This window comes from Pseudomonas sp. SDO5215_S409 (assembly GCF_054071325.1).
In genome coordinates this window covers 1-21,025 of the sequence record NZ_JBSVWN010000076.1, presented here as the reverse complement: position 1 = coordinate 21,025, position 21,025 = coordinate 1, and the positions used below count along the sequence as shown (strand labels likewise).

Here is a 21,025-nt window from a genome sequence, read left to right as displayed (position 1 = left end):
AGGCGCGCCCGGATGCTTACCGCAAGGCCCATGAAAAAGCCTACGACGCGCTCCGAGCGGAGGTCGGCAAGGTTCAAACCGCACGAGAGCGGCTGCTCACATTGCGCTCAACCACAGCCCGCGAAACGGACGTGTACGGCAACGCATCGCCCACTCCACAAGACCTGGCCCACTGGAAGGCACACGCGCTCAATACCACCGAGGAACCATTGGCCACAGCGCCGCCCGAGCTTGTCGACAACGATCAGGCCATCGCCGCCATCATCGGAGGGCACGTGGTGGGTGCGCCGCATGATGTGGATATCGACTCAATCGGCTAGAAAAAAGGCGGGCGTGATGCAGTCAGGGCGCCTGTTCCTTTGCCATTACCGCGACAAACAACGGCGACGCCAAAAAGTCCTGCAACCACGCCTGCACCCGTCGATAGGGCGTGCCCGCAAACCACGCCCGATCCACATGGGCAAACTGTCGAACGAAGGGTGCCAGCGCCATATCCGCAAGACTTGGGTGATCAGCCAGCAAATAATCGCGCCCCGTGAGCAGTTCCTCCAGCTGTTGCAAAAACACTTCCCCGCCAGCCCGGTACACCTCCATGGGGTGTTGCGGGTGGCGTTCGGCGTATTTGTAGCGATCGAGCTGCACCTTGAAGCGTTGGTCGTTTTCGTCAATCAAGGCCGCCATCAGGCGCTGCGCCGCCGGGTCTGCCTGCAGCAACCAGTCCTGCGGGTCGTTGTGCGCCAGTGCCCATTGCATGATCGCCAGGCTTTCATCAATCACCCGGCCTTGCACACTCAACACCGGCACCGTGCCTTTGGGCGACAGGGCGAGCATTTCTTGCGGTTTGGCCTTGAGGCTCACCTCGACAATCCGTACCGGCACCTGCGCATAACGCAGCGCCAACCGCGCACGCATGGCGTACGGGCAGCGGCGGAACGAGTACAGCAGCGCCTCGTTCACTTGACCTCCAGGGTGCTCAACCCGTTGCCCTGGCGCTTGACCTGAATCTGCACCGGGATCCGCTCGTGCATTTCCTGCACGTGGGAAATCACCGCGACCTTGCGGCCTTGGGCCTGCAAGCCGTCCAGCGCATCCATGGCCAATTGCAGGGACTCGGGGTCGAGGCTGCCGAAGCCTTCGTCGATAAACAGCGACTCGATTTTCAGCGTGCTGGACGCCATCGACGCCAGCCCCAAGGCCAGTGCCAGCGACACCAGAAACGTCTCGCCGCCCGACAACGAGTGCACCGAGCGCAGTTCGTCGCCCATTTCGGTGTCCAATACCAGCAGGCCGAGCATGCTGCCGCCGCGTTTGAGGCGATAGCGGCGGACCAGTTGGCGCAGTTGCGCGTTGGCGTGGTGCACCAGCAGGTCAAGGTTGTAGGCCTGGGCGATCTTGCGGAACGTGTCGCCACTGGCCGAGCCAATCAACGCGTTGAGCCGCCCCCAGCGTTGCCATTCGTCATAGGCGCTGGCGATCTGCTCTGCCAGCGCCTGATTGGCGTCCTGGCGACGCTGGTCTTCGGATTGACGCGCGCGCAGTTCGGCGCAGCGTTGGTCGCTACTGGCCAGCTCGCTGTTGAGGGCGGCAAGGGCGTGGTCCAGTTGCTCGGCGTCGAGGTTGCCGTTGTGCTGCGCCGCGTGCTCCTGGAGCCGTTGTTCGCGCTCCTGCAACAACACCTTGGCTTGTTCGATGGACTTTTCACGCTGTTGCACCTGCTGGCGCAGCTCGGTGATGTGCGCCTCGTCAAACGCCAGCAACCGCGCCAGGCCCGCATCATCGAGTTCCGGGTGTTGCGCGTGCCATTCAGCCAGGCGCGCGTCGAGGGCCTGTTGTTCGGTGTGCAGCGCGTGCTGGCGTTCCTGCTGGGCCTTGAGGTCGGCCGCACGTTCAATCAGCTCGCCGTGCATTGTTTGTAACAGTGCGGTGGCCTCGGTTTCGCTGAGGCGCGCCTGCTCCACGGCCTGGTCGAGTTGTTGTTGCCAGTGCTCGGCAGTGGCGTGTTCGCCCAGCAATGCGGTAAGTGTGCCTTGGGCCGCCTGCTGTTGCGCGGTCAGCTCGCCGCATTGTTGTTGCAATGCCTCCAGCTGTTGCTGGCGATGCTGTTGGTGCGTCTGCTCCTGGCTGATGGCCTGTTGGCGTTGCTGCTGTTCTTCGCGCTCTTCGCGCTGGTGATCGAGCTGTTCCAGGCGCTGGCTCACCTGCTGGTCGAGCTGCAGGAAGGTGTTGGACGGGTCGCTGCGCAGGCTCTCCAGGGTGTCGGCCGGCAGCAGGCTGGCTAACGCGTTGAGTTCGTCGTCCAGGCGTTCGCGGTCGTTGGCCAGTTCGCGCTGTTGGTCGATCAACTGCTGGCGTGCCTGCTGGCTGGCGTCCTGGGCGGCTTGCAGTTGCTGCTGCAGGCGCCCGGCGTTTTGTTGCAGGTTGAGCAGGGCGCCCTGACGCTGTTCGTCCTGGGCGATGCTTTGGGTGAGCTGGCTAAGTTGTTGGGCCAGCCAGGCACTGCGCTTTTGCGGGTCATGGTTGAGCAACGAAGCAGACAGCGCATGGCTTTCCAGGGCGGATTGCGACGTGCTCAGTTGCGCGGTCAGCTGTGCTTGCTGGCTCAGGAACTCCTTGATCTGCGCGTTGACGCCGCCCAGGTCGCCGCGCAGTTCGATGAGCGTCTTGTTGAGGCTGTCCACGGCGCTTTGGGCCGCTGCTTGCTCTTGCTCATCGTTTTTCCCAAGGCTTTGCAGCAGGGCGTCGGTTTGATGGTACGGGTGCTCGTGGCTGCCGCACACCGGGCACGGTTGATCGTCCTGGAGCTTGGCGCGCAGCTCTTCGATGCTTTCACTGCGGCTCAAGCGTTGGCGATCCAGCAACTGCTTGGTGACGGTCAGCGTTTGTTCGGCGCGGGTCAGCTCGGCTTTGGTCTGCTGGCCCGATGTGATCAGGTCTTCACGCTGCTGCTGCACGGCGCTGAGCTTTTGGGCCAGGACCTGGCCCTGGTTCTCCCATTGCAGATGGCTGTCCCACAGCCGCGTCAGGTCCTCGAAGGCTCGCTGCTGTTTGCGATTGTCCTGTAGCAAGCCGCCCAGCAGCTGGATTTGCTCCGCCACCGCGTGCGGTTCGGCGCCCGCTTCCTGGTAAAGCAGCTCCAGCGCGTTGCGTTGCGCGGTCCATTGCTCGTTGAGCTGGGTGGCGCGTTGCTCCAACTGCGGCAGTTCGCCCTGGCCCTTGTTGAGGCGATTGCCGATCAGCATCAGCTGTTGCAGGCGGTCGCGGTAAGCGGTCCAGGCCTCGCTCAATGGGGCAAGGGCGGCGCTGTGCTCAAGTTCGGTGGCCAGGCGCTGCAAGCGTTCGGTGACCTGGGCTTGCCTGTCGAGCAGGGCGGTCAAGGCGGCCTGGCCTTCGGCGCAGGCCGTTTCGCTGTGTTGTTTTTCCGCGTCGCGCTTGTGCACTTCGCGGGTCAGGTGGGCCAGGGTGCTTTGGGCGTCAAAGGCTTCGCGCAGCAAGGGCCCGGCTTCGGCGTGCTGCTGCCGGGCCTGCGCCAACGCGGCGTGCGCGTCGACTTGCTGCTGTTGCAATTGGGCTTGCTGGGCCAGCAGGGCGGCCTGTTGCTCAAGGTGCGCGTGGATCTGAGCGGACAACGGCTGCAACTGGGTGCCCAGTTCTGCCTGGCGCGCAAACTGGTGACGTTGGGGGGCAAGGTGCTCCAGTCGGCTCAAATCCAGCCTTTGCGGGGCTTGGGCGTTCCAGTCGTGTTCAGCCTGTTGCAGTTGTTCGCGTGTATCTTGCAGGCGCTCCTGCCATTCGCGCAGTTCTTTGAGCCAGGTGTGTTGCAGCTCCAGTTGCTTGAGCTGCGCCTGCCCGGTCTTGAGGTGCTGTTGGGCGTCGGCCAGTTGCCGGTCCAGCTCGGCGCGCTCTTCGGGCGCCATCGGCGTTACGCCGCTGGCCTGGTCCTGCAATTGCTTGTGGGCTTCGCGCGCGTCTTTGGCCTTGTCGAAGGCGCGGCGTCCCAGTTGGGTGTAGAGCGCGGTGTCGGTGAGTTTTTCCAGCAGTTCGCTGCGCTCGTTGTCATTGGCCTTGAGGAAGGCACTGAACTCGCTCTGGGCCAGCAGCACCGCGCGGGTGAACTGTTCAAAGTTCAGGCCCAGGGCCAGTTCCAGCTGGGCTTTGTATTCGGTTTTCTGGCTGGCCAGCAGTTGCTCGCTGTCCAGGTCGATCAGGCTTTGTCGGCTGCTTTGCAGCTTGCCGTTGGCCTTGTCCCGAGCACGATTGGCTTCCCAGCGCGCACGATAACGGCGGCCGCTGACGCCGACAAAATCCACTTCGGCATAGCCGCCGCCGGTGCCACGCCGCAGCAAGGTGCGGGGATCGCCGATGGAAATATCGCTGTCGGCATCCGGCATTTTCGCCTGCCCGGTATCGCCCAGCCGGGGGACGGCGCCAAATAGCGCCAGACACAACGCATCCAGCAATGTGCTTTTACCCGCGCCAGTCGGCCCGGTAATCGCAAATAACCCGGCGCTGGCCAGGGGCTCGGCGGTGAAGTCGATTTCAAACGGCCCGGCCAGGGACGCGAGGTTTTTCAGGCGAATGGCGAGAATCTTCATACCGGCTCATCCTCCTGCTGCACTTCCTGAAGCAAGATGGCGAAATCGTTCAAGGTGTGTTCGTCCACATCGGTGCCGTAGTTTTCCTGCCAGGCACGGCTGAACAGCTCCAGCGGCGTGAGCTGGTCGAGTTCGATCAGGCGTTCATCATCGCCGCCGTCGCGGGCGCCGTTGCCAGCGTATTCGGCGGCGATGCGCACCAGGCGCACGGCCTTGCCCAGCAGGGCGTTTTCCACTTGCTGGCGCAAGTCGGGCTGCGGCTCGTCAAGGCGTACCCGCACTTCCAGCCAGGGTTGGCGCTGGGTGTCGGCCAGCAGGTCGATGTCTGGCAGGTCGGCCAGCTGCTTGAGAATATCGGCCAGCGGCGCGGCCTCCAGCCGTTGCAGGTGAACGGAGCGGGGGATTGGCCGGGCTTCGACGCTCACCAGGGTTTCGCCGCTCAGTTGTATGTCGAGGATCTGATGCTTGTAGCCGATTTCGGAGAATGACAATGGAATGGGCGAGCCGCAGTAGCGGATACGTTCTTCGCCATTCACCTTCTGCGGCTTGTGCAAATGCCCCAGCGCGACGTAGCTGACGCTCTCGTCGAACAAGCTGGCCGGCAGCGCCTCGGCATTACCGATGATCAGGCTGCGTTCGGAGTCCTGCGACACCGACCCACCCGCCATGTGCGCGTGGCTGATGGCGACCAGCGCCTGGCCGGGCTGGCGCCTGGCGTTGGCGGCGGCGATCAGCCACCCATGCACCTGGCCGATGCCGCGCAGGTAGTCGTCACCCAACTGCGCGCCGGTGACTTCTGCCGGGCGCAAAAACGGCAGCGCCAGGCACCAGGCTGCCACTTTGCCGTCGGCGCCGGGCAGGGGGATCAACAGGCGTTCGGCGTCGAGCTGGCCGTCGTCCAGCCACAACACCCGGCCCAGGGCGTGGGTGCGCAGGCGGCGCATCAGCGGCGCTGGCAGTTCAATGCGCGAGCCCGAATCGTGGTTGCCGGCGATCATCACCACCGTCAGCCCGGGGTTTTGCTCATGGGCACTGATGATGAAGTCGTAGAGCCGCTCCTGGGCCTTGAGCGGCGGGTTGACCGTGTCGAAGATATCGCCCGCGATCAGCAGCGCATCCGGGCGGTGGGCCTTGAGTTGGCCCAGCAGCCACTCCAGAAAACAGGTGTGCTCGAAGTCGCGATCCTGGCCGTGCAGGTTTTGCCCAAGGTGCCAGTCGGAGGTGTGAAACAGACGCAAGGCAAACTCCGTGAAAACGTAAAGTGAATGGCCGCCGCAAGTGAACACCGCGGTTAAAAAGAAACAGAGTTTACCTGTGTGGGAGCGCACATGCCCGTTCCCACCGTTAATACGCGTCAGGCCGCCCGGGCCTACACAGCGATACAAACCCCCTCTGGCACGACACATTGCAGATACATAAACGCGATGTGATACACCCGCAGCATTCCCCTACAACAACAAATACTGCCGACGGCTGCCCGTTGGCTGGAGACTCTTCATGTCCCGACTTACCCGACATGTCGGCTGGTTCGCCCTGGCGGCGCTGGGTGCCTTTGCGCTGGGCGTGATCGCCCTGCGGCGTGGCGAAGCCGTCAATGCCTTGTGGCTGGTGGTCGCCAGTGTGGCGATTTACCTGGTTGCGTATCGCTATTACAGCCTGTTCATCGCCAACCGGGTCATGCAACTGGACCCCAACCGGCCCACGCCTGCGGTGCGCAACAACGACGGGCTGGACTTTGTGCCAACCCACAAAAACGTGCTGTTTGGTCACCACTTCGCCGCCATTGCCGGGGCCGGGCCGCTGGTCGGGCCGGTGCTGGCGACACAAATGGGCTACCTGCCGGGCATTTTGTGGCTGATGGTGGGCGTGGTGCTCGCTGGGGCGGTGCAGGACTTTATGGTGTTGTTCCTCTCCATGCGCCGCAACGCCGCGTCCCTGGGCGAAATGGTGCGCGAGGAAATGGGCCGCGTGCCCGGCACCATTGCCTTGCTGGGCTGCTACATGATCATGGTGATCATCCTGGCGGTGCTGTCGCTGATCGTGGTCAAGGCCCTGGCGGAAAGCCCCTGGGGCATGTTCACCGTGATGGCGACCATCCCCATCGCGATGTTTATGGGCGTGTACATGCGCTATATCCGCCCCGGCCGCATCGGTGAGGTGTCGGTGATCGGCGTGGTGTTGCTGCTGGGGTCGATCTGGCTGGGCGGGCAGATTGCCGCCGACGCCTATTGGGCCAAGGTGTTTACCTTCACCGGCACGCAGATCACCTGGATGCTGATCGGCTATGGGTTTGTCGCGGCCGTGACGCCGATCTGGCTAATCCTGGCACCGCGGGATTACCTGTCGACGTTTCTCAAGATCGGCACCATCGTCGCCCTGGCCATCGGCATTTTGCTGACCCTGCCCGAGCTCAAGATGCCCGCGTTTACCCAGTTCACCGACGGCACAGGTCCGGTGTGGAAGGGCGCGCTGTTTCCGTTCCTGTTTATCACCATTGCCTGCGGTGCGGTGTCGGGTTTCCATGCGCTGATTGCCTCGGGGACTACCCCGAAAATGCTCGATAACGAGGTGAACGCGCGTTTTATCGGCTACGGCGCGATGCTGGTGGAATCAATGGTGGCGGTGATGGCGATTGTCGCCGCCTCGGTGATCGAGCCGGGTGTGTATTTTGCGATGAACAGCCCGGCGGCGATTGTCGGCGGTGACCTGGCCACCGTGGCCCATACGGTCAGCAGCTGGGGGTTTGTCATCACCCCGCAGGCATTGCAGAGCGTGGCCCATGACATCGGTGAAAACACCGTACTGGCCCGTGCGGGCGGCGCGCCGACCCTGGCGGTGGGCATCGCGCAGATCCTGCACACGGTGCTGCCGGGCAAAGACACCATGGCTTTCTGGTATCACTTTGCAATCTTGTTTGAAGCGCTATTCATCCTGACCGCCGTGGACGCGGGCACCCGCGCCGGGCGCTTCATGTTGCAGGACTTGCTGGGCTCGTTTGCGCCGTCGCTCAAGCGCACCGACTCGTGGATCGCCACGTTGATCGGCACCGCTGGCTGCGTGGCCATGTGGGGGTATTTGTTGTACCAGGGCGTGATTGACCCGCTGGGCGGGGTTAATACCCTGTGGCCGCTGTTTGGTATTTCCAACCAGATGCTCGCCGGGATCGCCTTGCTGTTGGCCACCGTGGTGTTGATCAAAATGAAGCGCCAGCGCTACGTGTGGGTCACTTTGTTTCCGGCCGCGTGGCTGGTGGTCTGCACCACCTGGGCCAGCCTGATCAAACTGTTCGACGCCAACCCGGCCGTGGGTTTCCTGGCGCTGGCCCACAAGTACCGCGACGCACTGGCGGCGGGCCAGGTGCTGGCCCCGGCCAAGGACATCGGCCAGATGCAAAACGTGATCTTCAACGCCTACCTCAACGCGACGCTGACTGCATTCTTCCTGGCCGTGGTGTTGAGTGTGCTGTTCTACGCGTTCCGCGTAGGGCGTCAGGCGTGGGTCAAGCCGACCCGTAGCGACAACGAAACCCCCTTCAACGCCTTGGCCCACTAGAGGTTTACCCATGTCCAACCCACTGAGTCGCTGCTTCAAGGTGCTTCGCGACACGGCCCGCCTGATGGTCGGCGTGCCGGACTACGACAACTACGTGGCGCTGATGGCCGCCCATCATCCGCATGAGCCGGTGATGAGTTACGAGGCGTTTTTCCGCGAGCGGCAAGCGTCGCGCTACAGCAGCAAGAAGTGCACGACGCGCTGCTGTTAGCGCGTTATTTGGGGTACAGCGGCGGCAGGCTTGTACTGTCGACCGCTGTGTCCTGCTGGCGCTCCGCGACCGGGATCGCCTTGACCGCCCGCCACAGGTCTTCGCCCTGCCAGAACTGCCCGCTTTCGCTGTAAAGGGCGCCATTCAACCCGTCCAGCGCATCCGACAACGACACGTACCGCGCCGCCATGTCGGCCAACGTTTGCGGCTGTTGCCGGGCCCAGGCATCCAGGGCCTGGCGCGTGGCCTGGGGGTCGTTGGCCTGGGTGGCGCGCTTGAGGTCGTCCAGCAAGGTGCGTGGGCTGGGGCCGGTTTGCGCGGCGCGCAAGACCGCCGGTTGCGAACGGGCGCGCCACCACAAGCCAAACCCCAGGAGCGTGGTGCACGCCAGTAGCAGCGTGGCGAGTTGCCAGAGCCACAGGGTGTCGTTGTCGGGCGCGGTGATCACCGTGGGGCTGGCCGGTGTGTCCACCACCAGGCTCGGGTTGATCGCCACTTGCAGGGTGCGGGCGGGCAGGGTGGTGCGTTCCAGGTGGTCCTCGTGAGTGTTCCACCACACCGCCTCCACCGCGGGCAGTTCCAGGGCACCGGCACGGTTGGGCACCAGCGCTTCACGGTCCTCGCGGGTGCCGATCAGGCCGCGCTCGCTGTTCTGGTTGCTCAGCACCGGCTGGTCCGGGTAGCGGCGCAGGCCGTTGATGTCGGCGGTGGGCAGCGCGGGCAATTGGGCACTGGCCAGGCCTTCGGCCTTGAGGGTCAGGCTGTGGGTCAGTGAGTCACCCACTTGCACGTGCGCAGGCTCAGGGTTCCAGTTTTCGCTCAGGGTCACGTTGCGCGCCGGCAGCCAGGGCGCATCGGCGGGGTACACCGCAGGTTTGGCCTTGACCGTCAGCGTCTGCTCGGGCGAGCTCACATGGACCAGCTTGCCGGGCTTTGAGCCTTGCGGTGCGTTGTTCTGCGCCGGGCGCGGCTCTACCAGCGTGGCGCTGAACACCTGTGAGGGCAGGGCCAGGGTGCCGCTGTGCTGTGGGTAGATCGCGTAGCGGGTTTCGATTACGCCATGGCGGATGCCATTGATGACTTTTTCGTAGGTCAGCGACTCGCCGACCTGTTCGACGCGGGCGTCGGCCATTTGCAGCGGCGTGAGGCTGCTGTCGTCGTACAGCGACACCGAATGGTAGACGCGCACGGTCAACAGGGCCTGGGCCTGCACGTAGACGCTGTTCTGGTCCAGGTTGGCCTCGATGAAGACCGGCGCCAGCTGGTTGTCGCTGTCCTGGTTGGCGGCTTCCACCACCTGCAACGTGATCGGCTGGGTGGTGAGCTCACCGATGGTCAGCGACGGGATCACCACGGTGCCGGTCTGCCTCGGCAGCAGGGTGATGATCCAGCGCGTGTTGGCGTGATTGTCGCCGCCCAGCGTGGTGAGCTGGTTGAGCTGGCGGGTGCCGCTGACTTCAAACACGGCGTCCAGGGGCGTCAGGTCCGGCTTGCCAAACAGCGTGACGTCGTTGGACTCCACCGTCAGCTCCACCGTTTCCCCGGCGTTGATGCGGCTGCGGTCGACGCTGGCGACCAGGTTGGCGGCCTGGGCATGGCCGGCCCACAGGGCAAGGGTGAGCACAAAGGCGGTGCTGCGGTTCATCGCGTCTTGTCCTGATGTTGTTGCTGTTCGTACCAGAATTTGCGGCGCAGCAGCTCGCCGGGGTTGTCCGGGATCTGCCGTAGCCATTGCTCCATCGCCTGGCGCTGCTCACCCTCGAGGCTGTCACCGGCGGGGCGCAACGGCGGGGTGGTGGTGTGCTCGTCGCCCAGTTCGCTACCGGGCACCTCATTGCCCCCTGCCTGTTGCGTGGCACCGGCTGGTGCGTCGGGGGTGCCGGCCTGGCCTTGCGCCTGGGGCGGTTGTTCACCGCCGGTGTTGCTGGGGTTGCTGGCGCCCGGTTGCGCAGTCTGGCCGGGTTGGGTGGTTTCGTCATCTTCCTTTTTCGGCGGCTGGGCGGGTGCCGATTGCTCTGCTTGCTCCTGTAGCAGGCGTTCGACCAGCGCTTTGTTTTGCAACGCCGGTTGCAGGTCTGGCTGGGCTTCCAGGGCTTGTTCGTAGGCATCGATCGCGGCGTCCAGCTCACCGCTCTTGGCCAGGGCATTGCCTCGATTGTAGTGGGCGTAGGCGTCGTTGCTTTCGGCAAAGCGCTTGGCGGCCTCGGCGTAGTTACCGGCCTGGTACAGCGCCACGCCTTGCCATTGCGCGTCCTGAAAATGTTCGGCGGCTTCCAGGGGGCGTTTTTTCTTGAGCAGGTACTGGCCTTGCTGGTCGGGACGCAGCCACAGGTCCTGGAGCTCAAACGCATAGCTGGGTTGCGGCGCACTCAACAACAGCAGCGGCAGGCAGAACAACCAGCCCCGCCGCCCGGCGCAGGCGGCCAGCAACAGCAGGGGCAAGAGCAGCCAGTAACCCTGGTCGGCCCAGCTGTCCAGGTGCAGCAGTTGGCCGTCGTTGCGCAGGTTTTGCGGGCCGGCCAGCAGGCCGAGGTTGCGCAGGTCCTTGTCGTCCAGGCGGACCGGGCGAAAGTGGCCGCCCATCTCGCTGGCGAACGCCTTGAGCGTCGGGCTGTCCAGGCGCGGCACCAGGATGGCGCCTTGTTCGTCCTTGAGAAACTCGCCGTTCTCTTGGGTGACGGGGGTGCCTTCACGGCTGCCCACGCCCAGGATCGACAGGGGCGGGGCCGGGTTGCCTTGCAGTTGCAGGCGAATGCCCTGGCGCTCCTGTTTGGACAGCGACGAGCCAATCAACAGCAGCCGCCCCGGGCCAAGGCCCGCATGTTTAAGCAGCGTGAGGGCTTTTTCCACGGCGAGGTCGGCGCGGTGGCCAGGCTCGGGCATGATCGAGGGGCGCAGGGCGTCGAGCAGGTTATGGCTGGTGGCCAGGTCATCCGACAGCGGCACCAGGGTGTGTGCGCTGCCCGCGTAGACGACGATGGCGGTCTGCGCATTGCTGCGCGCCTGGAGCAAGTCGAACAGCTTGCGCCGCGCCTGTTCCAGGCGGTTGGGCGGGCTGTCGGTGGCGAGCATTTCCGGGGTCAGTTCCAGCAGTACCACCAGCGGGTCGGCCGGTTTCTGGCTGGTTTGCTCGACCCGTTCCCAACTGGGGCCCAGCAAGGCCAGCAGCGCCAGCAACCAGCCCGCGCCGAGCATCACCCACGGGGCTTTGCTGTCGCGGCCATTGCCGCCGCTGAGCAGGGCGGCGTGAAAGGCTGGCGGCAGGATCATCTGCCAGCGCCCGGCGCGTTTTTGCCGGTGCCACAACTGCCACAACTGCCACAGCAGCACGCCGAGCAGCGGCAACAGCAACAGCCACCAGGGGCGGAACCAGTGAGGCCACAGGGCGATCATCGGCGCCTCCGCAAACGCAGGCGCTTGAGGCGCTGGCGCCATTCGGGGCTGGCGTGCAGGAAGTGCCGTTTGCTCGACAGCTTGTCAAACAGCCGTTGCAGGGCGTTGTCCGGCCAGCGTTCCTGGATCACCAGCAAGACGCTCAAAATCAACGCCAGCGCCAACGGCGCGCTGTACAAGGCCTGCGCCGGGCGGGCTTCGGTGGGTTGTTGCGCCACGGGCTCGAGCGTGTCGAGGGTGTCTTTGATCGTTTGCAGTTCATGGCCGTCACGGGCGCGGAAGTAGCGCCCGCCGGTGGCCTCGGCGATGGCTTTGAGGGCGGGCTCGTCCAGGTCCAGGCTCGGGTTGACCCCCAATATGCCCAGGCTGCCGGTTTGCTCAGGGTCGGCGCCGATGCCGATCGGGTAGATTTTGACGTGTTCTTCGGCGGCCAGCCGGGCGGCGGTCAGCGGGTCGATTTGACCGGCGTTGTTGGCGCCGTCCGTCACCAGGATCAGCACGCGGCTTTGCGCCGGGCGCTGGCGCAGGCGCTTGAGTGCCAGGCCGATGGCATCGCCGATGGCGGTGTTTTTACCGGCAATGCCAATACGTGCTTCGTCCAGCCAGGTGCGCACGGTGTGCCGGTCAAACGTCAGCGGCGCTTGCAGATAGGCCTGGCTGCCAAACAGGATCAGGCCGACGCGGTCGCCTTCGCGGCTTTCCAGGAAGTCGCCGAGCAGGTGCTTGACCAGGCTCAAGCGGCTGACGTCTTCGTCCTGCCACTGCATGTCGGGAAAGTCCATGGAACCGGACACGTCCACCGCCACCAGCAAGTCGCGCCCGCTGGCGGCAATCGGCAGTGGTTCGCCTAGCCACTCGGGGCGGGCGGCGGCAGTGAGCAGCAACAGCCACAGCACCACAAACGGTGCCTGCTGGCGCCAGCCCGGCAGGTTCACCCGCGCACGGCGGCGGGTGAGGCCTTCGAGGTCGCCCAGAAAGCTGACTTTGAGCGCAGGCTCGCCGCTGTCGGCCACGGGCAGCACACCGCGCAGGACCCACGGCAGCGGCAGCAGGGCGAAGATCCACGGCCAGGCGAACTCAAACATGTTTGCGAATCCAGGTGTCGACGGCTTGCGTCAGGCCCGCGATGGCCTTGTCGTCGAGTTTGCATTCGGGCTTGTAGGCGCCCTCGACCAACACCATCCAGCGGGTCAGGCCGGCGGCCGGGCAGCGGTTGTCGAGAAACGCCAGCCATTTGCGGCCGTTCAAGGTGTGGCTCTGGCTGTAAGGGTAGTCGTTGCGGCACAGGCGCTTGAGCAACCCGTTGAGTTGTTGCAGCCAGGCGCCCGCCGGGGCGCCGTCGTAGGGGCGGGGCATCAGCGCCAGTTCGGCCAGGGCCGCCAGGCGCAACGGGTCGAGGGGTTGCTCGGTGCGTTCCACCGCGCGTTTGGCGGGCAAAAAGCGGCGCAGCCACCACAGGCCCCAGCCCATCAGCGGCAGGATCAGCAACAACAGCCACCAGCCTGGCGCAGGCGGCCAGAAGCCTACGCCGGGCGGGCTGATCAGCGGTTGCAGTTGATCCAGGCTGCTCATGGTTTTTTAACCGGGCGTTGCGGGTTGAGGTATTCGCGCAGTTGCTCCACCAACTCGCCTTGGGTGCTCAGTGGCATCAGCAACACCCGCAGTTTTTGCGCGAGCAACTCCCAGCGGGCGCTGCGGGCTTCGGCCTGGGCTTTGTAGGCCTGGCGCAGGTCGGCGTTCAACGTGTCCAGTTCCAGCTGCGCGCCGCGCTCGGCAAACCGCAGCAGCCCGGCAGCGGGCAGGGCGTGGTCCAGCGGGTCGGACACCGGCAGCAGCAACAGATCGCAATGACGCGAGAGTAGGCTCAGCTGTTGTTCAGCGCCTTCGCTCAAGGCCCGTTCGTCGCAGATCACAATCACCAGGCTGCCCGGGCGCAACACTTCACGGCCTCGGCGCAGGGCCATGCCGAGGGCGTCGCTTTCCGGGCGGCGTTCGGTGTTCAGGCCCTGGTTGACCCGCACCAGGCGGTTGAGCAGTTGCAGCAGGCTTTGCTTGCTGCGCCGGGGTTTGATTTCGTAGTGCTCGCTGTCGCCGAACACCAGCCCGCCGACCCGGTCGTTATGGCCCAGCGCGGCCCAGCCGATCAGGCTCGCCGCTTGCGCCGCGAGCACCGACTTGAACATCTTGCCGGAGCCAAAAAACAGTCGGCAGCTTTGCTCCACCATGATGAAGATCGGCCGTTCGCGCTCTTCATGAAACAGCTTGGTGTGCGGCTCCTGGGTGCGCGCGGTCACGCGCCAGTCGATGGTGCGCACGTCGTCGCCCGCCTGGTACACCCGCACCTGGTCGAAGTCCACGCCACGCCCACGCAGTTTGGAGTGGTGCAGGCCGATCAACGGGCTGCGTTGGCTCGGGGTGGAGAACAGCTGCACTTCCCGCACGCGATGGCGCACCTCGATCAATTCGCTGAGGGTGATACGCGTCCCATCGCCGGCGTTCATGGGCGTCAAGCGACGGCAACGACGTCGAGAATGCGCTGGACCACGCGGTCCTGGTCGATGCCGGCCGCTTCTGCTTCAAACGACAGAATGATACGGTGGCGCAGCACGTCAAACAGCACCGCCTGGATATCTTCGGGGCTGACGAAGTCACGCCCGGCCAGCCACGCGTGCGCCCGTGCGCAGCGGTCCAGGGCAATGGAGCCCCGGGGGCTGGCGCCATAGGCAATCCACTCGGCCATCTCCGGGTCGAACTTGGCCGGGTTGCGCGTGGCCATCACCAGTTGGACAAGGTATTCCTCCACGGCGTCGGCCATGTACAGGCCGAGGATTTCCTTGCGCGCGGCGAAGATCGCCTGCTGGCTGACCCGGCGCTCGGGCTTGGTTTCACCGTTGAGGGCTTCGCCCCGGGCCTGTTGCAGGATGCGCCGTTCGACGGCCGCGTCCGGAAAGCCGATTTTGACGTGCATCAAGAACCGGTCCAGCTGGGCCTCGGGCAGGGGGTAGGTGCCTTCCTGCTCGATGGGGTTTTGCGTGGCCATCACCAAGAACAGCGGCGACAGGTCATAGGTGCTGCGCCCCACGCTCACCTGGCGCTCGGCCATGGCCTCAAGCAAGGCCGATTGCACTTTGGCGGGCGCCCGGTTGATTTCGTCCGCCAGCACCAGGTTGTGGAAAATCGGCCCCTGTTGGAAGACGAAGCTGCCGGTTTCCGGACGATAGATCTCGGTGCCGGTGATGTCGGCGGGCAACAGGTCGGGGGTGAACTGGATACGATGGAACTGCGCTTCGATACCTTCTGCCAGCTCCTTGATGGCCTTGGTCTTGGCCAGGCCGGGAGCGCCTTCGACCAGCATGTGGCCGTCGGCGAGCAGGGCGATCAGCAGGCGCTCGATGAGCTTTTCCTGGCCGAGGATCTGCGCTGAGAGAAAAGTGCGCAGCGCGAGCAGCGCTTCACGATGTTCCATCGATGAGTGTTCCTGGAAAGATGAGCCGGGGCGCTGCATGCAACGCCCGGGCCTGGGGGTCTTACTTTAATGCATGACGGGGGGTGGCGACTAATGGCGTGGCGGGGATTTTGCGAAAAATTGTAGGAAAAGTCCTAGGTTTGAGCGCTTACAGCGCGCTGATATAGGTCCCGGTGCCCTTGAGGATGTTCTGCAGGGTTGCGTCCACTTCGGCCAGGTCCGAGGCCGCGGTGCTGTGGCTGATCTCCAGGTGGTCATGCCCGCCCAGCGCGTCGGCATCGCCCGCGGCCAACTCGATGTGCAGGGTGGTCGCGCTGAGGGTGACCTTCAAGCCGTCCAGGGTGGAGGGTTCGTAGTCCCAGGTCAGTTCCACGTCGTCCTCGTCCGGGTAGCGGCTGAGCATGAACATTTCGCCTTTGTCGCCGTGGCAGCAGAGCATGGCCATGTTGTCTTCTTCATCGTCACAAGGGTTGGCGATGATATGGGCGGTACGCAGTTGCATGGCGACATGTCCTGTCTAAGCTTGGGAAGGCGCCATTTTGCCTGCATTGCGGATATTTTTCAGGGCCGCGTGGCAATCGGCTGCCTAGCCATGTCCGAATATGTCGCAGTGCCGCAAGCACGGGCCTTGGCGCACTCGTTAAGCTGCGCAGTGGTTGGCTTTGCCCCGACCGCCGGCCCTTAGAACCGGTGGCGAGCGTCGAAGTGCCGATCCTTGAACGTGAATGTGACCCCTGGGTCGCGACCAGCTTCATCAACCTGTCACGCTGCACTGCCCGATACACCCTGCAGCGTGATGAAGGTCCCCTTTTTACGGGGAAAAAACGCGCGACGCTTCTCTCTATAACAAGCCCAAGCGGAGTACCACAGATGGCGTTCTTCACCGCAGCCAGCAAAGCCGACTTCCAGCACCAACTGCAAGCGGCACTGGCGCAGCACATCAACGAACAGGCACTGCCACAAGTGGCGCTGTTTGCTGAACAATTTTTCGGCATCATTTCCCTCGACGAACTGACCCAACGTCGCCTTTCCGACCTCGCGGGCTGCACCCTGTCAGCCTGGCGCCTGCTGGAACGTTTCGATCACACCCAGCCGCAAGTGCGCGTCTACAACCCTGACTACGAGCGCCACGGCTGGCAGTCCACCCACACCGCCGTTGAGGTTCTGCACCACGACCTGCCGTTTCTGGTGGACTCGGTGCGTACAGAACTCAACCGCCGTGGCTACAGCATCCACACCCTGCAAACCACCGTGCTCAGCGTGCGCCGTGGCAGCAAGGGCGAGTTGATGGAAGTGCTGCCCAAAGGCACCCAGGGCGACGATGTCCTGAACGAATCGCTGATGTACCTGGAGATCGACCGCTGCGCCAATGCCGCCGAGCTGAACGTGCTGTCCAAGGAATTGGAGCAAGTGCTGGCTGAAGTGCGCATCGCCGTGGCCGACTTCGAACCGATGAAAGCCAAGGTCCAGGACCTGCTGGCCGGTATCGACGCCAGCCCGTTCGTGATCGACGGCGACGAAAAAGCCGAGATCAAGACCTTCCTGGAATGGCTGGTGAGCAACCACTTCACCTTCCTGGGCTATGAAGAATTCGTGGTCCGTGACGACAAGAACGGCGGCCAGCTCGAATACGACGCCAGCTCGTTCCTGGGCCTGACCAAACTGTTGCGCGCCGGCCTCACTGCCGAAGACCTGCGCATCGAAGACTACGCCGTGGCGTACCTGAACGAGCCGACTGTGCTGTCGTTCGCCAAGGCCGCGCACCCCAGCCGCGTACACCGTCCGGCCTACCCGGACTACGTGTCGATCCGCCAGATCGACGCCAACGGGAAAGTGGTCAAGGAATGCCGCTTCATGGGCCTGTACACCTCCTCGGTGTATGGCGAAAGCGTGCGGGTCATTCCGTATATCCGCCGCAAGGTCGCGGAAATCGAACGCCGTTCGGGCTTCCAGCCCAAGGCGCACCTGGGCAAGGAGCTGGCGCAGGTGGTGGAAGTGCTGCCGCGCGACGACCTGTTCCAGACCCCGGTGGACGAGTTGTTCAGCACCGTGATGTCCATCGTGCAGATCCAGGAGCGCAACAAGATTCGCGTGTTCCTGCGCAAAGACCCGTACGGCCGTTTCTGCTATTGCCTGGCCTACGTACCGCGTGACATCTATTCCACCGAAGTGCGCCAGAAGATCCAGCAAGTGCTGATGGAGCGTCTGAAGGCCTCGGACTGCGAGTTCTGGACCTTCTTCTCCGAGTCGGTGCTGGCTCGTGTGCAACTGATTTTGCGGGTCGACCCCAAGGTGCGCCTGGACATCGACCCCGTCCAACTGGAAAACGAAGTGGTCCAGGCCTGCCGCAGCTGGCAGGACGACTACGCAAGCCTGGTGGTCGAAAGCTTCGGCGAAGCCCAGGGCACCAATGTGCTGGCGGATTTCCCCAAAGGGTTCCCGGCAGGCTACCGCGAGCGCTTTGCCGCGCACTCGGCGGTGGTGGACATGCAGCACCTGTCCAGCCTCACCGAAGCCAACCCGCTGGTGATGAGCTTCTACCAACCGTTGGGCCAGGTCGGCCAGCGCGAGCTGCACTGCAAGCTGTACCACGCCGACACGCCGCTGGCGCTGTCCGACGTGCTGCCGATCCTGGAAAACCTCGGCCTGCGCGTGCTGGGTGAATTCCCGTACCGCCTGCGTCACGCCAACGGTCGCGAGTTCTGGATTCACGACTTTGCGTTCACCGCCGCCGAAGGCGTGAACCTGGACATCCAGCAGCTCAACGACACCCTGCAGGACGCGTTCGTGCACATCGTCAACGGCGATGCCGAAAACGATGCGTTCAACCGCCTGGTACTGACCGCTGGCCTGCCATGGCGCGACGTGGCGCTGCTGCGAGCCTACGCCCGCTACCTCAAGCAGATCCGCCTGGGCTTCGACCTGGGTTACATCGCCAGCACCCTGAACAACCACACCGACATCGCCCGCGAGTTGACCCGGTTGTTCAAGACCCGTTTCTATCTGGCGCGCAAACTGACCGCCGAAGACCTGGACGACAAGCAACAGCGTCTGGAGCAAGCGATCCTCACCGCCCTGGACGACGTTCAGGTGCTCAACGAAGACCGCATCCTGCGTCGCTACCTGGACCTGATCAAGGCCACGCTGCGTACCAACTTCTACCAGGCCGACGCCAACGGCCAGAACAAGTCGTACTTCAGCTTCAAGTTCAACCCGCACGCGATCCCCGAGCTGCCCAAGCCGGTGCCCAAGTTTGAGATCTTCGTGTACTCGCCGCGTGTCGAAGGCGTGCACCTGCGCTTTGGCAATGTGGCGCGTGGCGGCCTGCGCTGGTCCGACCGTGAAGAAGACTTCCGTACCGAAGTGCTGGGCCTGGTAAAAGCCCAGCAGGTTAAAAACTCGGTGATCGTGCCGGTGGGCGCCAAGGGCGGCTTCCTGCCGCGTCGCCTGCCGCTGGGCGGCACCCGCGATGAGATCGCGGCCGAAGGCATCGCTTGCTACCGCATCTTTATTTCGGGCTTGCTCGACATCACCGACAACCTGAAGGACGGCGCCCTGGTGCCGCCGTTGAACGTGGTGCGTCACGACGACGATGACCCCTACCTGGTGGTTGCCGCCGACAAGGGCACCGCGACGTTCTCCGACATTGCCAACGGCATTGCGATCGACTACGGCTTCTGGCTGGGCGACGCCTTTGCATCTGGTGGTTCGGCCGGTTACGACCACAAGAAGATGGGCATCACCGCCAAGGGCGCGTGGGTGGGCGTGCAGCGTCACTTCCGTGAGCGCGGCATCAATGTGCAAGAAGACAGCATCACCGTGGTGGGCGTCGGCGACATGGCGGGCGACGTGTTCGGTAACGGCTTGTTGATGTCTGACACGCTGCAACTGGTCGCCGCATTCAACCACCTGCACATCTTCGTCGACCCGAATCCGGACCCGGCCACCAGCTTTGTCGAGCGCAAGCGCCTGTTCGAGCTGCCGCGTTCGGCGTGGTCGGACTACAACACCGGCATCATGTCCGAAGGCGGCGGTATCTTCTCGCGCAGCGCGAAGAGCATCGCCATCTCGCCACAGATGAAAGAGCGCTTTGACATCCAGGCCGACAAACTGACCCCGACCGAGCTGCTGAACGCCTTGCTCAAGGCGCCGGTGGACCTGTTGTGGAACGGCGGTATCGGCACTTACGTCAAGGCCAGCACCGAAAGCCACGCCGACGTGGGCGATAAGGCCAACGACGCCCTGCGCGTGAACGGCAACGAACTGCGCTGCAAGGTGGTGGGCGAGGGCGGCAACCTGGGCATGACCCAGCTGGGCCGTGTCGAGTTCGGCCTCAACGGCGGCGGTTCCAACACTGACTTCATCGACAACGCCGGTGGCGTGGACTGCTCCGACCACGAAGTGAACATCAAGATCCTGCTCAATGAAGTGGTGCAGGCCGGTGACATGACCGACAAGCAACGCAACCAGTTGCTGGCGAGCATGACCGACGAAGTCGGCAACCTGGTGTTGGGCAACAACTACAAGCAAACCCAGGCCCTGTCCCTGGCGGCGCGCCGTGCCTACGAGCGCATCGCCGAGTACAAGCGCCTGATGAGCGACCTGGAAGGCCGGGGCAAGCTGGACCGCGCCATCGAGTTCCTGCCGGCCGAAGACCAGCTCAACGAGCGTGTCGCCGCGGGCAAGGGCCTGACCCGTCCGGAGCTGTCGGTGCTGATCTCCTACAGCAAGATCGACCTCAAGGCAGCGTTGCTCGACTCCAAGGTGCCGGACGACGACTACCTGACCCGCGACATGGAAACCGCGTTCCCGCCGAGCCTGGTGGCCAAGTTCTCCGAGGCCATGCGCCGTCACCGTCTCAAGCGCGAGATCGTCAGCACCCAGATCGCCAACGACCTGGTCAACCACATGGGCATCACCTTCGTTCAGCGACTCAAGGAGTCCACCGGCATGAGCCCGGCGAACGTGGCCGGGGCCTATGTGATCGTGCGTGACATCTTCCACCTCCCGCACTGGTTCCGTCAGATCGAAGCGCTGGACCACCAGGTGCCGGCGCAGGTGCAACTGGAGCTGATGGACGAGCTGATGCGCCTGGGCCGTCGCGCTACGCGCTGGTTCTTGCGCAGCCGTCGCAACGAGCAGGATGCCGGTCGCGACGTGGCGCACTTCGGTCCGCACCTGGCGGCGTTGGGCCTCAAGCTCGACGAACTGCTGGAAGGCCCGACTCGCGAAGGCTGGCAGACCCGTTACCAGGCCTACACCGAGGCCGGTGTGCCAGAGCTGTTGGCGCGCATGGTTGCCGGCACGACCCACCTGTACACCTTGCTGCCGATCATCGAGGCCGCCGACGTGACCGGGCATGACGCCGCCGAAGTGGCCAAGGCCTACTTTGCGGTGGGCAGTGCACTGGACTTGCCGTGGTACTTGCAGCAGATCAGCGATCTGCCGGTGGGCAACAACTGGCAGGCCCAGGCGCGCGAAGCCTTCCGCGACGACGTGGACTGGCAGCAGCGTGCGATCACCATCAGCGTGTTGCAGATGGCCGACGCGCCGGACGACATGGAAGCCCGCGTGGCGCTGTGGCTGGAGCAACACCAGGACATGGCCGAGCGCTGGCGCTCCATGATGGTCGAGATCCGTGCTGCGGTCGGCACGGACTACGCCATGTACGCGGTGGCCAACCGTGAGTTGCTGGACCTGGCGTTGAGCGGCCAGTAAGGCGTCAACCCAAAAGCCCCGTATCTCGCGATACGGGGCTTTTTTTATGTGCGCCAGGCATGGCGCGTTGCGCGAAGCGCAACCAGCTTGGCT

Annotated in this window: 13 protein-coding genes and 1 pseudogene; 4 read left to right on the top strand and 10 right to left on the bottom strand. The window is 64.2% G+C overall.

Annotated elements, in window-relative coordinates:
• Positions 1–320 (top strand): annotated as a pseudogene (locus ACW9H9_RS26275) (lipase family protein); the annotation flags it as partial.
• A 22-nt stretch (positions 321–342) separates the two neighbouring features.
• Here the strand turns inward: ACW9H9_RS26275 and ACW9H9_RS26270 are convergent.
• From ACW9H9_RS26270 to ACW9H9_RS26260, 3 genes are read right to left on the bottom strand one after another with little or no spacing between them, the layout of a single operon-like run.
• Positions 343–957 carry a glutathione S-transferase gene (locus ACW9H9_RS26270; RefSeq protein WP_457346220.1) on the bottom strand — a complete coding sequence of 205 codons (615 nt, stop codon included), beginning with the start codon at positions 955–957 and terminating at the stop codon, positions 343–345.
• The gene (locus tag ACW9H9_RS26265) at positions 954–4,592 is read right to left on the bottom strand and encodes an AAA family ATPase (RefSeq protein WP_457346219.1); all 3,639 of its coding nucleotides are present in this window, start codon (positions 4,590–4,592) and stop codon (positions 954–956) included. Before ACW9H9_RS26265 ends, ACW9H9_RS26270 begins: the two co-directional genes overlap by 4 nt.
• Positions 4,589–5,830, bottom strand: coding sequence for an exonuclease SbcCD subunit D C-terminal domain-containing protein (locus ACW9H9_RS26260; RefSeq protein ID WP_457346218.1), 1,242 nt, complete (start codon positions 5,828–5,830; stop codon positions 4,589–4,591). Before ACW9H9_RS26260 ends, ACW9H9_RS26265 begins: the two co-directional genes overlap by 4 nt.
• Positions 5,831–6,089: 259 nt before the next feature.
• Between ACW9H9_RS26260 and ACW9H9_RS26255 the strand changes: the two genes are divergently transcribed.
• The gene (locus ACW9H9_RS26255; protein WP_457346217.1) at positions 6,090–8,144 is read left to right on the top strand and encodes a carbon starvation CstA family protein; all 2,055 of its coding nucleotides are present in this window, start codon (positions 6,090–6,092) and stop codon (positions 8,142–8,144) included.
• Positions 8,145–8,154: 10 nt separating this feature from the next.
• The gene (locus ACW9H9_RS26250) at positions 8,155–8,355 is read left to right on the top strand and encodes a YbdD/YjiX family protein (protein WP_457346216.1); all 201 of its coding nucleotides are present in this window, start codon (positions 8,155–8,157) and stop codon (positions 8,353–8,355) included.
• 4 nt (positions 8,356–8,359) lie between these two features.
• Here ACW9H9_RS26250 and ACW9H9_RS26245 read toward each other — a convergent pair whose 3' ends face one another.
• The 7 genes from ACW9H9_RS26245 to ACW9H9_RS26215 form a co-directional block, all read right to left on the bottom strand.
• Positions 8,360–10,000, bottom strand: coding sequence for a BatD family protein (locus ACW9H9_RS26245; RefSeq protein ID WP_457346215.1), 1,641 nt, complete (start codon positions 9,998–10,000; stop codon positions 8,360–8,362).
• Complete coding sequence (locus ACW9H9_RS26240) at positions 9,997–11,748, bottom strand: tetratricopeptide repeat protein (RefSeq protein ID WP_457346214.1); 1,752 nt, start codon at positions 11,746–11,748, stop codon at positions 9,997–9,999. The genes ACW9H9_RS26245 and ACW9H9_RS26240 overlap by 4 nt, the downstream gene beginning before the upstream one ends.
• Positions 11,745–12,833 carry a vWA domain-containing protein gene (locus ACW9H9_RS26235; RefSeq protein WP_457346213.1) on the bottom strand — a complete coding sequence of 363 codons (1,089 nt, stop codon included), beginning with the start codon at positions 12,831–12,833 and terminating at the stop codon, positions 11,745–11,747. Before ACW9H9_RS26235 ends, ACW9H9_RS26240 begins: the two co-directional genes overlap by 4 nt.
• Positions 12,826–13,320 (bottom strand): DUF4381 domain-containing protein, encoded by a 495-nt coding sequence (locus tag ACW9H9_RS26230; RefSeq protein ID WP_457346212.1) that lies wholly within the window; start codon positions 13,318–13,320, stop codon positions 12,826–12,828. The genes ACW9H9_RS26235 and ACW9H9_RS26230 overlap by 8 nt, the downstream gene beginning before the upstream one ends.
• On the bottom strand, positions 13,317–14,249 hold the full coding sequence (locus ACW9H9_RS26225; RefSeq protein ID WP_457346210.1) for a DUF58 domain-containing protein: 933 nt from the start codon (positions 14,247–14,249) through the stop codon (positions 13,317–13,319). Before ACW9H9_RS26225 ends, ACW9H9_RS26230 begins: the two co-directional genes overlap by 4 nt.
• A gap of 5 nt (positions 14,250–14,254) precedes the next feature.
• On the bottom strand, positions 14,255–15,214 hold the full coding sequence (locus ACW9H9_RS26220; RefSeq protein WP_457346209.1) for an AAA family ATPase: 960 nt from the start codon (positions 15,212–15,214) through the stop codon (positions 14,255–14,257).
• 148 nt (positions 15,215–15,362) lie between these two features.
• Entirely contained in the window at positions 15,363–15,716 is a 354-nt protein-coding gene (locus ACW9H9_RS26215; protein ID WP_457346207.1) for a hypothetical protein, read from the bottom strand.
• A gap of 368 nt (positions 15,717–16,084) precedes the next feature.
• On the opposite strand from ACW9H9_RS26215, the gene ACW9H9_RS26210 reads away from it, so the two are divergent.
• Entirely contained in the window at positions 16,085–20,932 is a 4,848-nt protein-coding gene (locus ACW9H9_RS26210) for an NAD-glutamate dehydrogenase (RefSeq protein WP_457346206.1), read from the top strand.
• Positions 20,933–21,025 lie beyond the last annotated feature (93 nt).

Bases quoted from the DNA above. Each gene is read 5' to 3' on its own strand.
- ACW9H9_RS26235 (WP_457346213.1), bottom strand. From the start codon at position 12,833: ATGTTTGAGTTCGCCTGGCCGTGGATCTTCGCCCTGCTGCCGCTGCCG.
- ACW9H9_RS26220 (WP_457346209.1), bottom strand. From the start codon at position 15,214: ATGGAACATCGTGAAGCGCTGCTCGCGCTGCGCACTTTTCTCTCAGCG.
- ACW9H9_RS26210 (WP_457346206.1), top strand. From the start codon at position 16,085: ATGGCGTTCTTCACCGCAGCCAGCAAAGCCGACTTCCAGCACCAACTG.
- ACW9H9_RS26215 (WP_457346207.1), bottom strand. From the start codon at position 15,716: ATGCAACTGCGTACCGCCCATATCATCGCCAACCCTTGTGACGATGAA.
- ACW9H9_RS26255 (WP_457346217.1), top strand. From the start codon at position 6,090: ATGTCCCGACTTACCCGACATGTCGGCTGGTTCGCCCTGGCGGCGCTG.
- ACW9H9_RS26230 (WP_457346212.1), bottom strand. From the start codon at position 13,320: ATGAGCAGCCTGGATCAACTGCAACCGCTGATCAGCCCGCCCGGCGTA.
- ACW9H9_RS26265 (WP_457346219.1), bottom strand. From the start codon at position 4,592: ATGAAGATTCTCGCCATTCGCCTGAAAAACCTCGCGTCCCTGGCCGGG.
- ACW9H9_RS26245 (WP_457346215.1), bottom strand. From the start codon at position 10,000: ATGAACCGCAGCACCGCCTTTGTGCTCACCCTTGCCCTGTGGGCCGGC.
- ACW9H9_RS26225 (WP_457346210.1), bottom strand. From the start codon at position 14,249: ATGAACGCCGGCGATGGGACGCGTATCACCCTCAGCGAATTGATCGAG.
- ACW9H9_RS26240 (WP_457346214.1), bottom strand. From the start codon at position 11,748: ATGATCGCCCTGTGGCCTCACTGGTTCCGCCCCTGGTGGCTGTTGCTG.
- ACW9H9_RS26250 (WP_457346216.1), top strand. From the start codon at position 8,155: ATGTCCAACCCACTGAGTCGCTGCTTCAAGGTGCTTCGCGACACGGCC.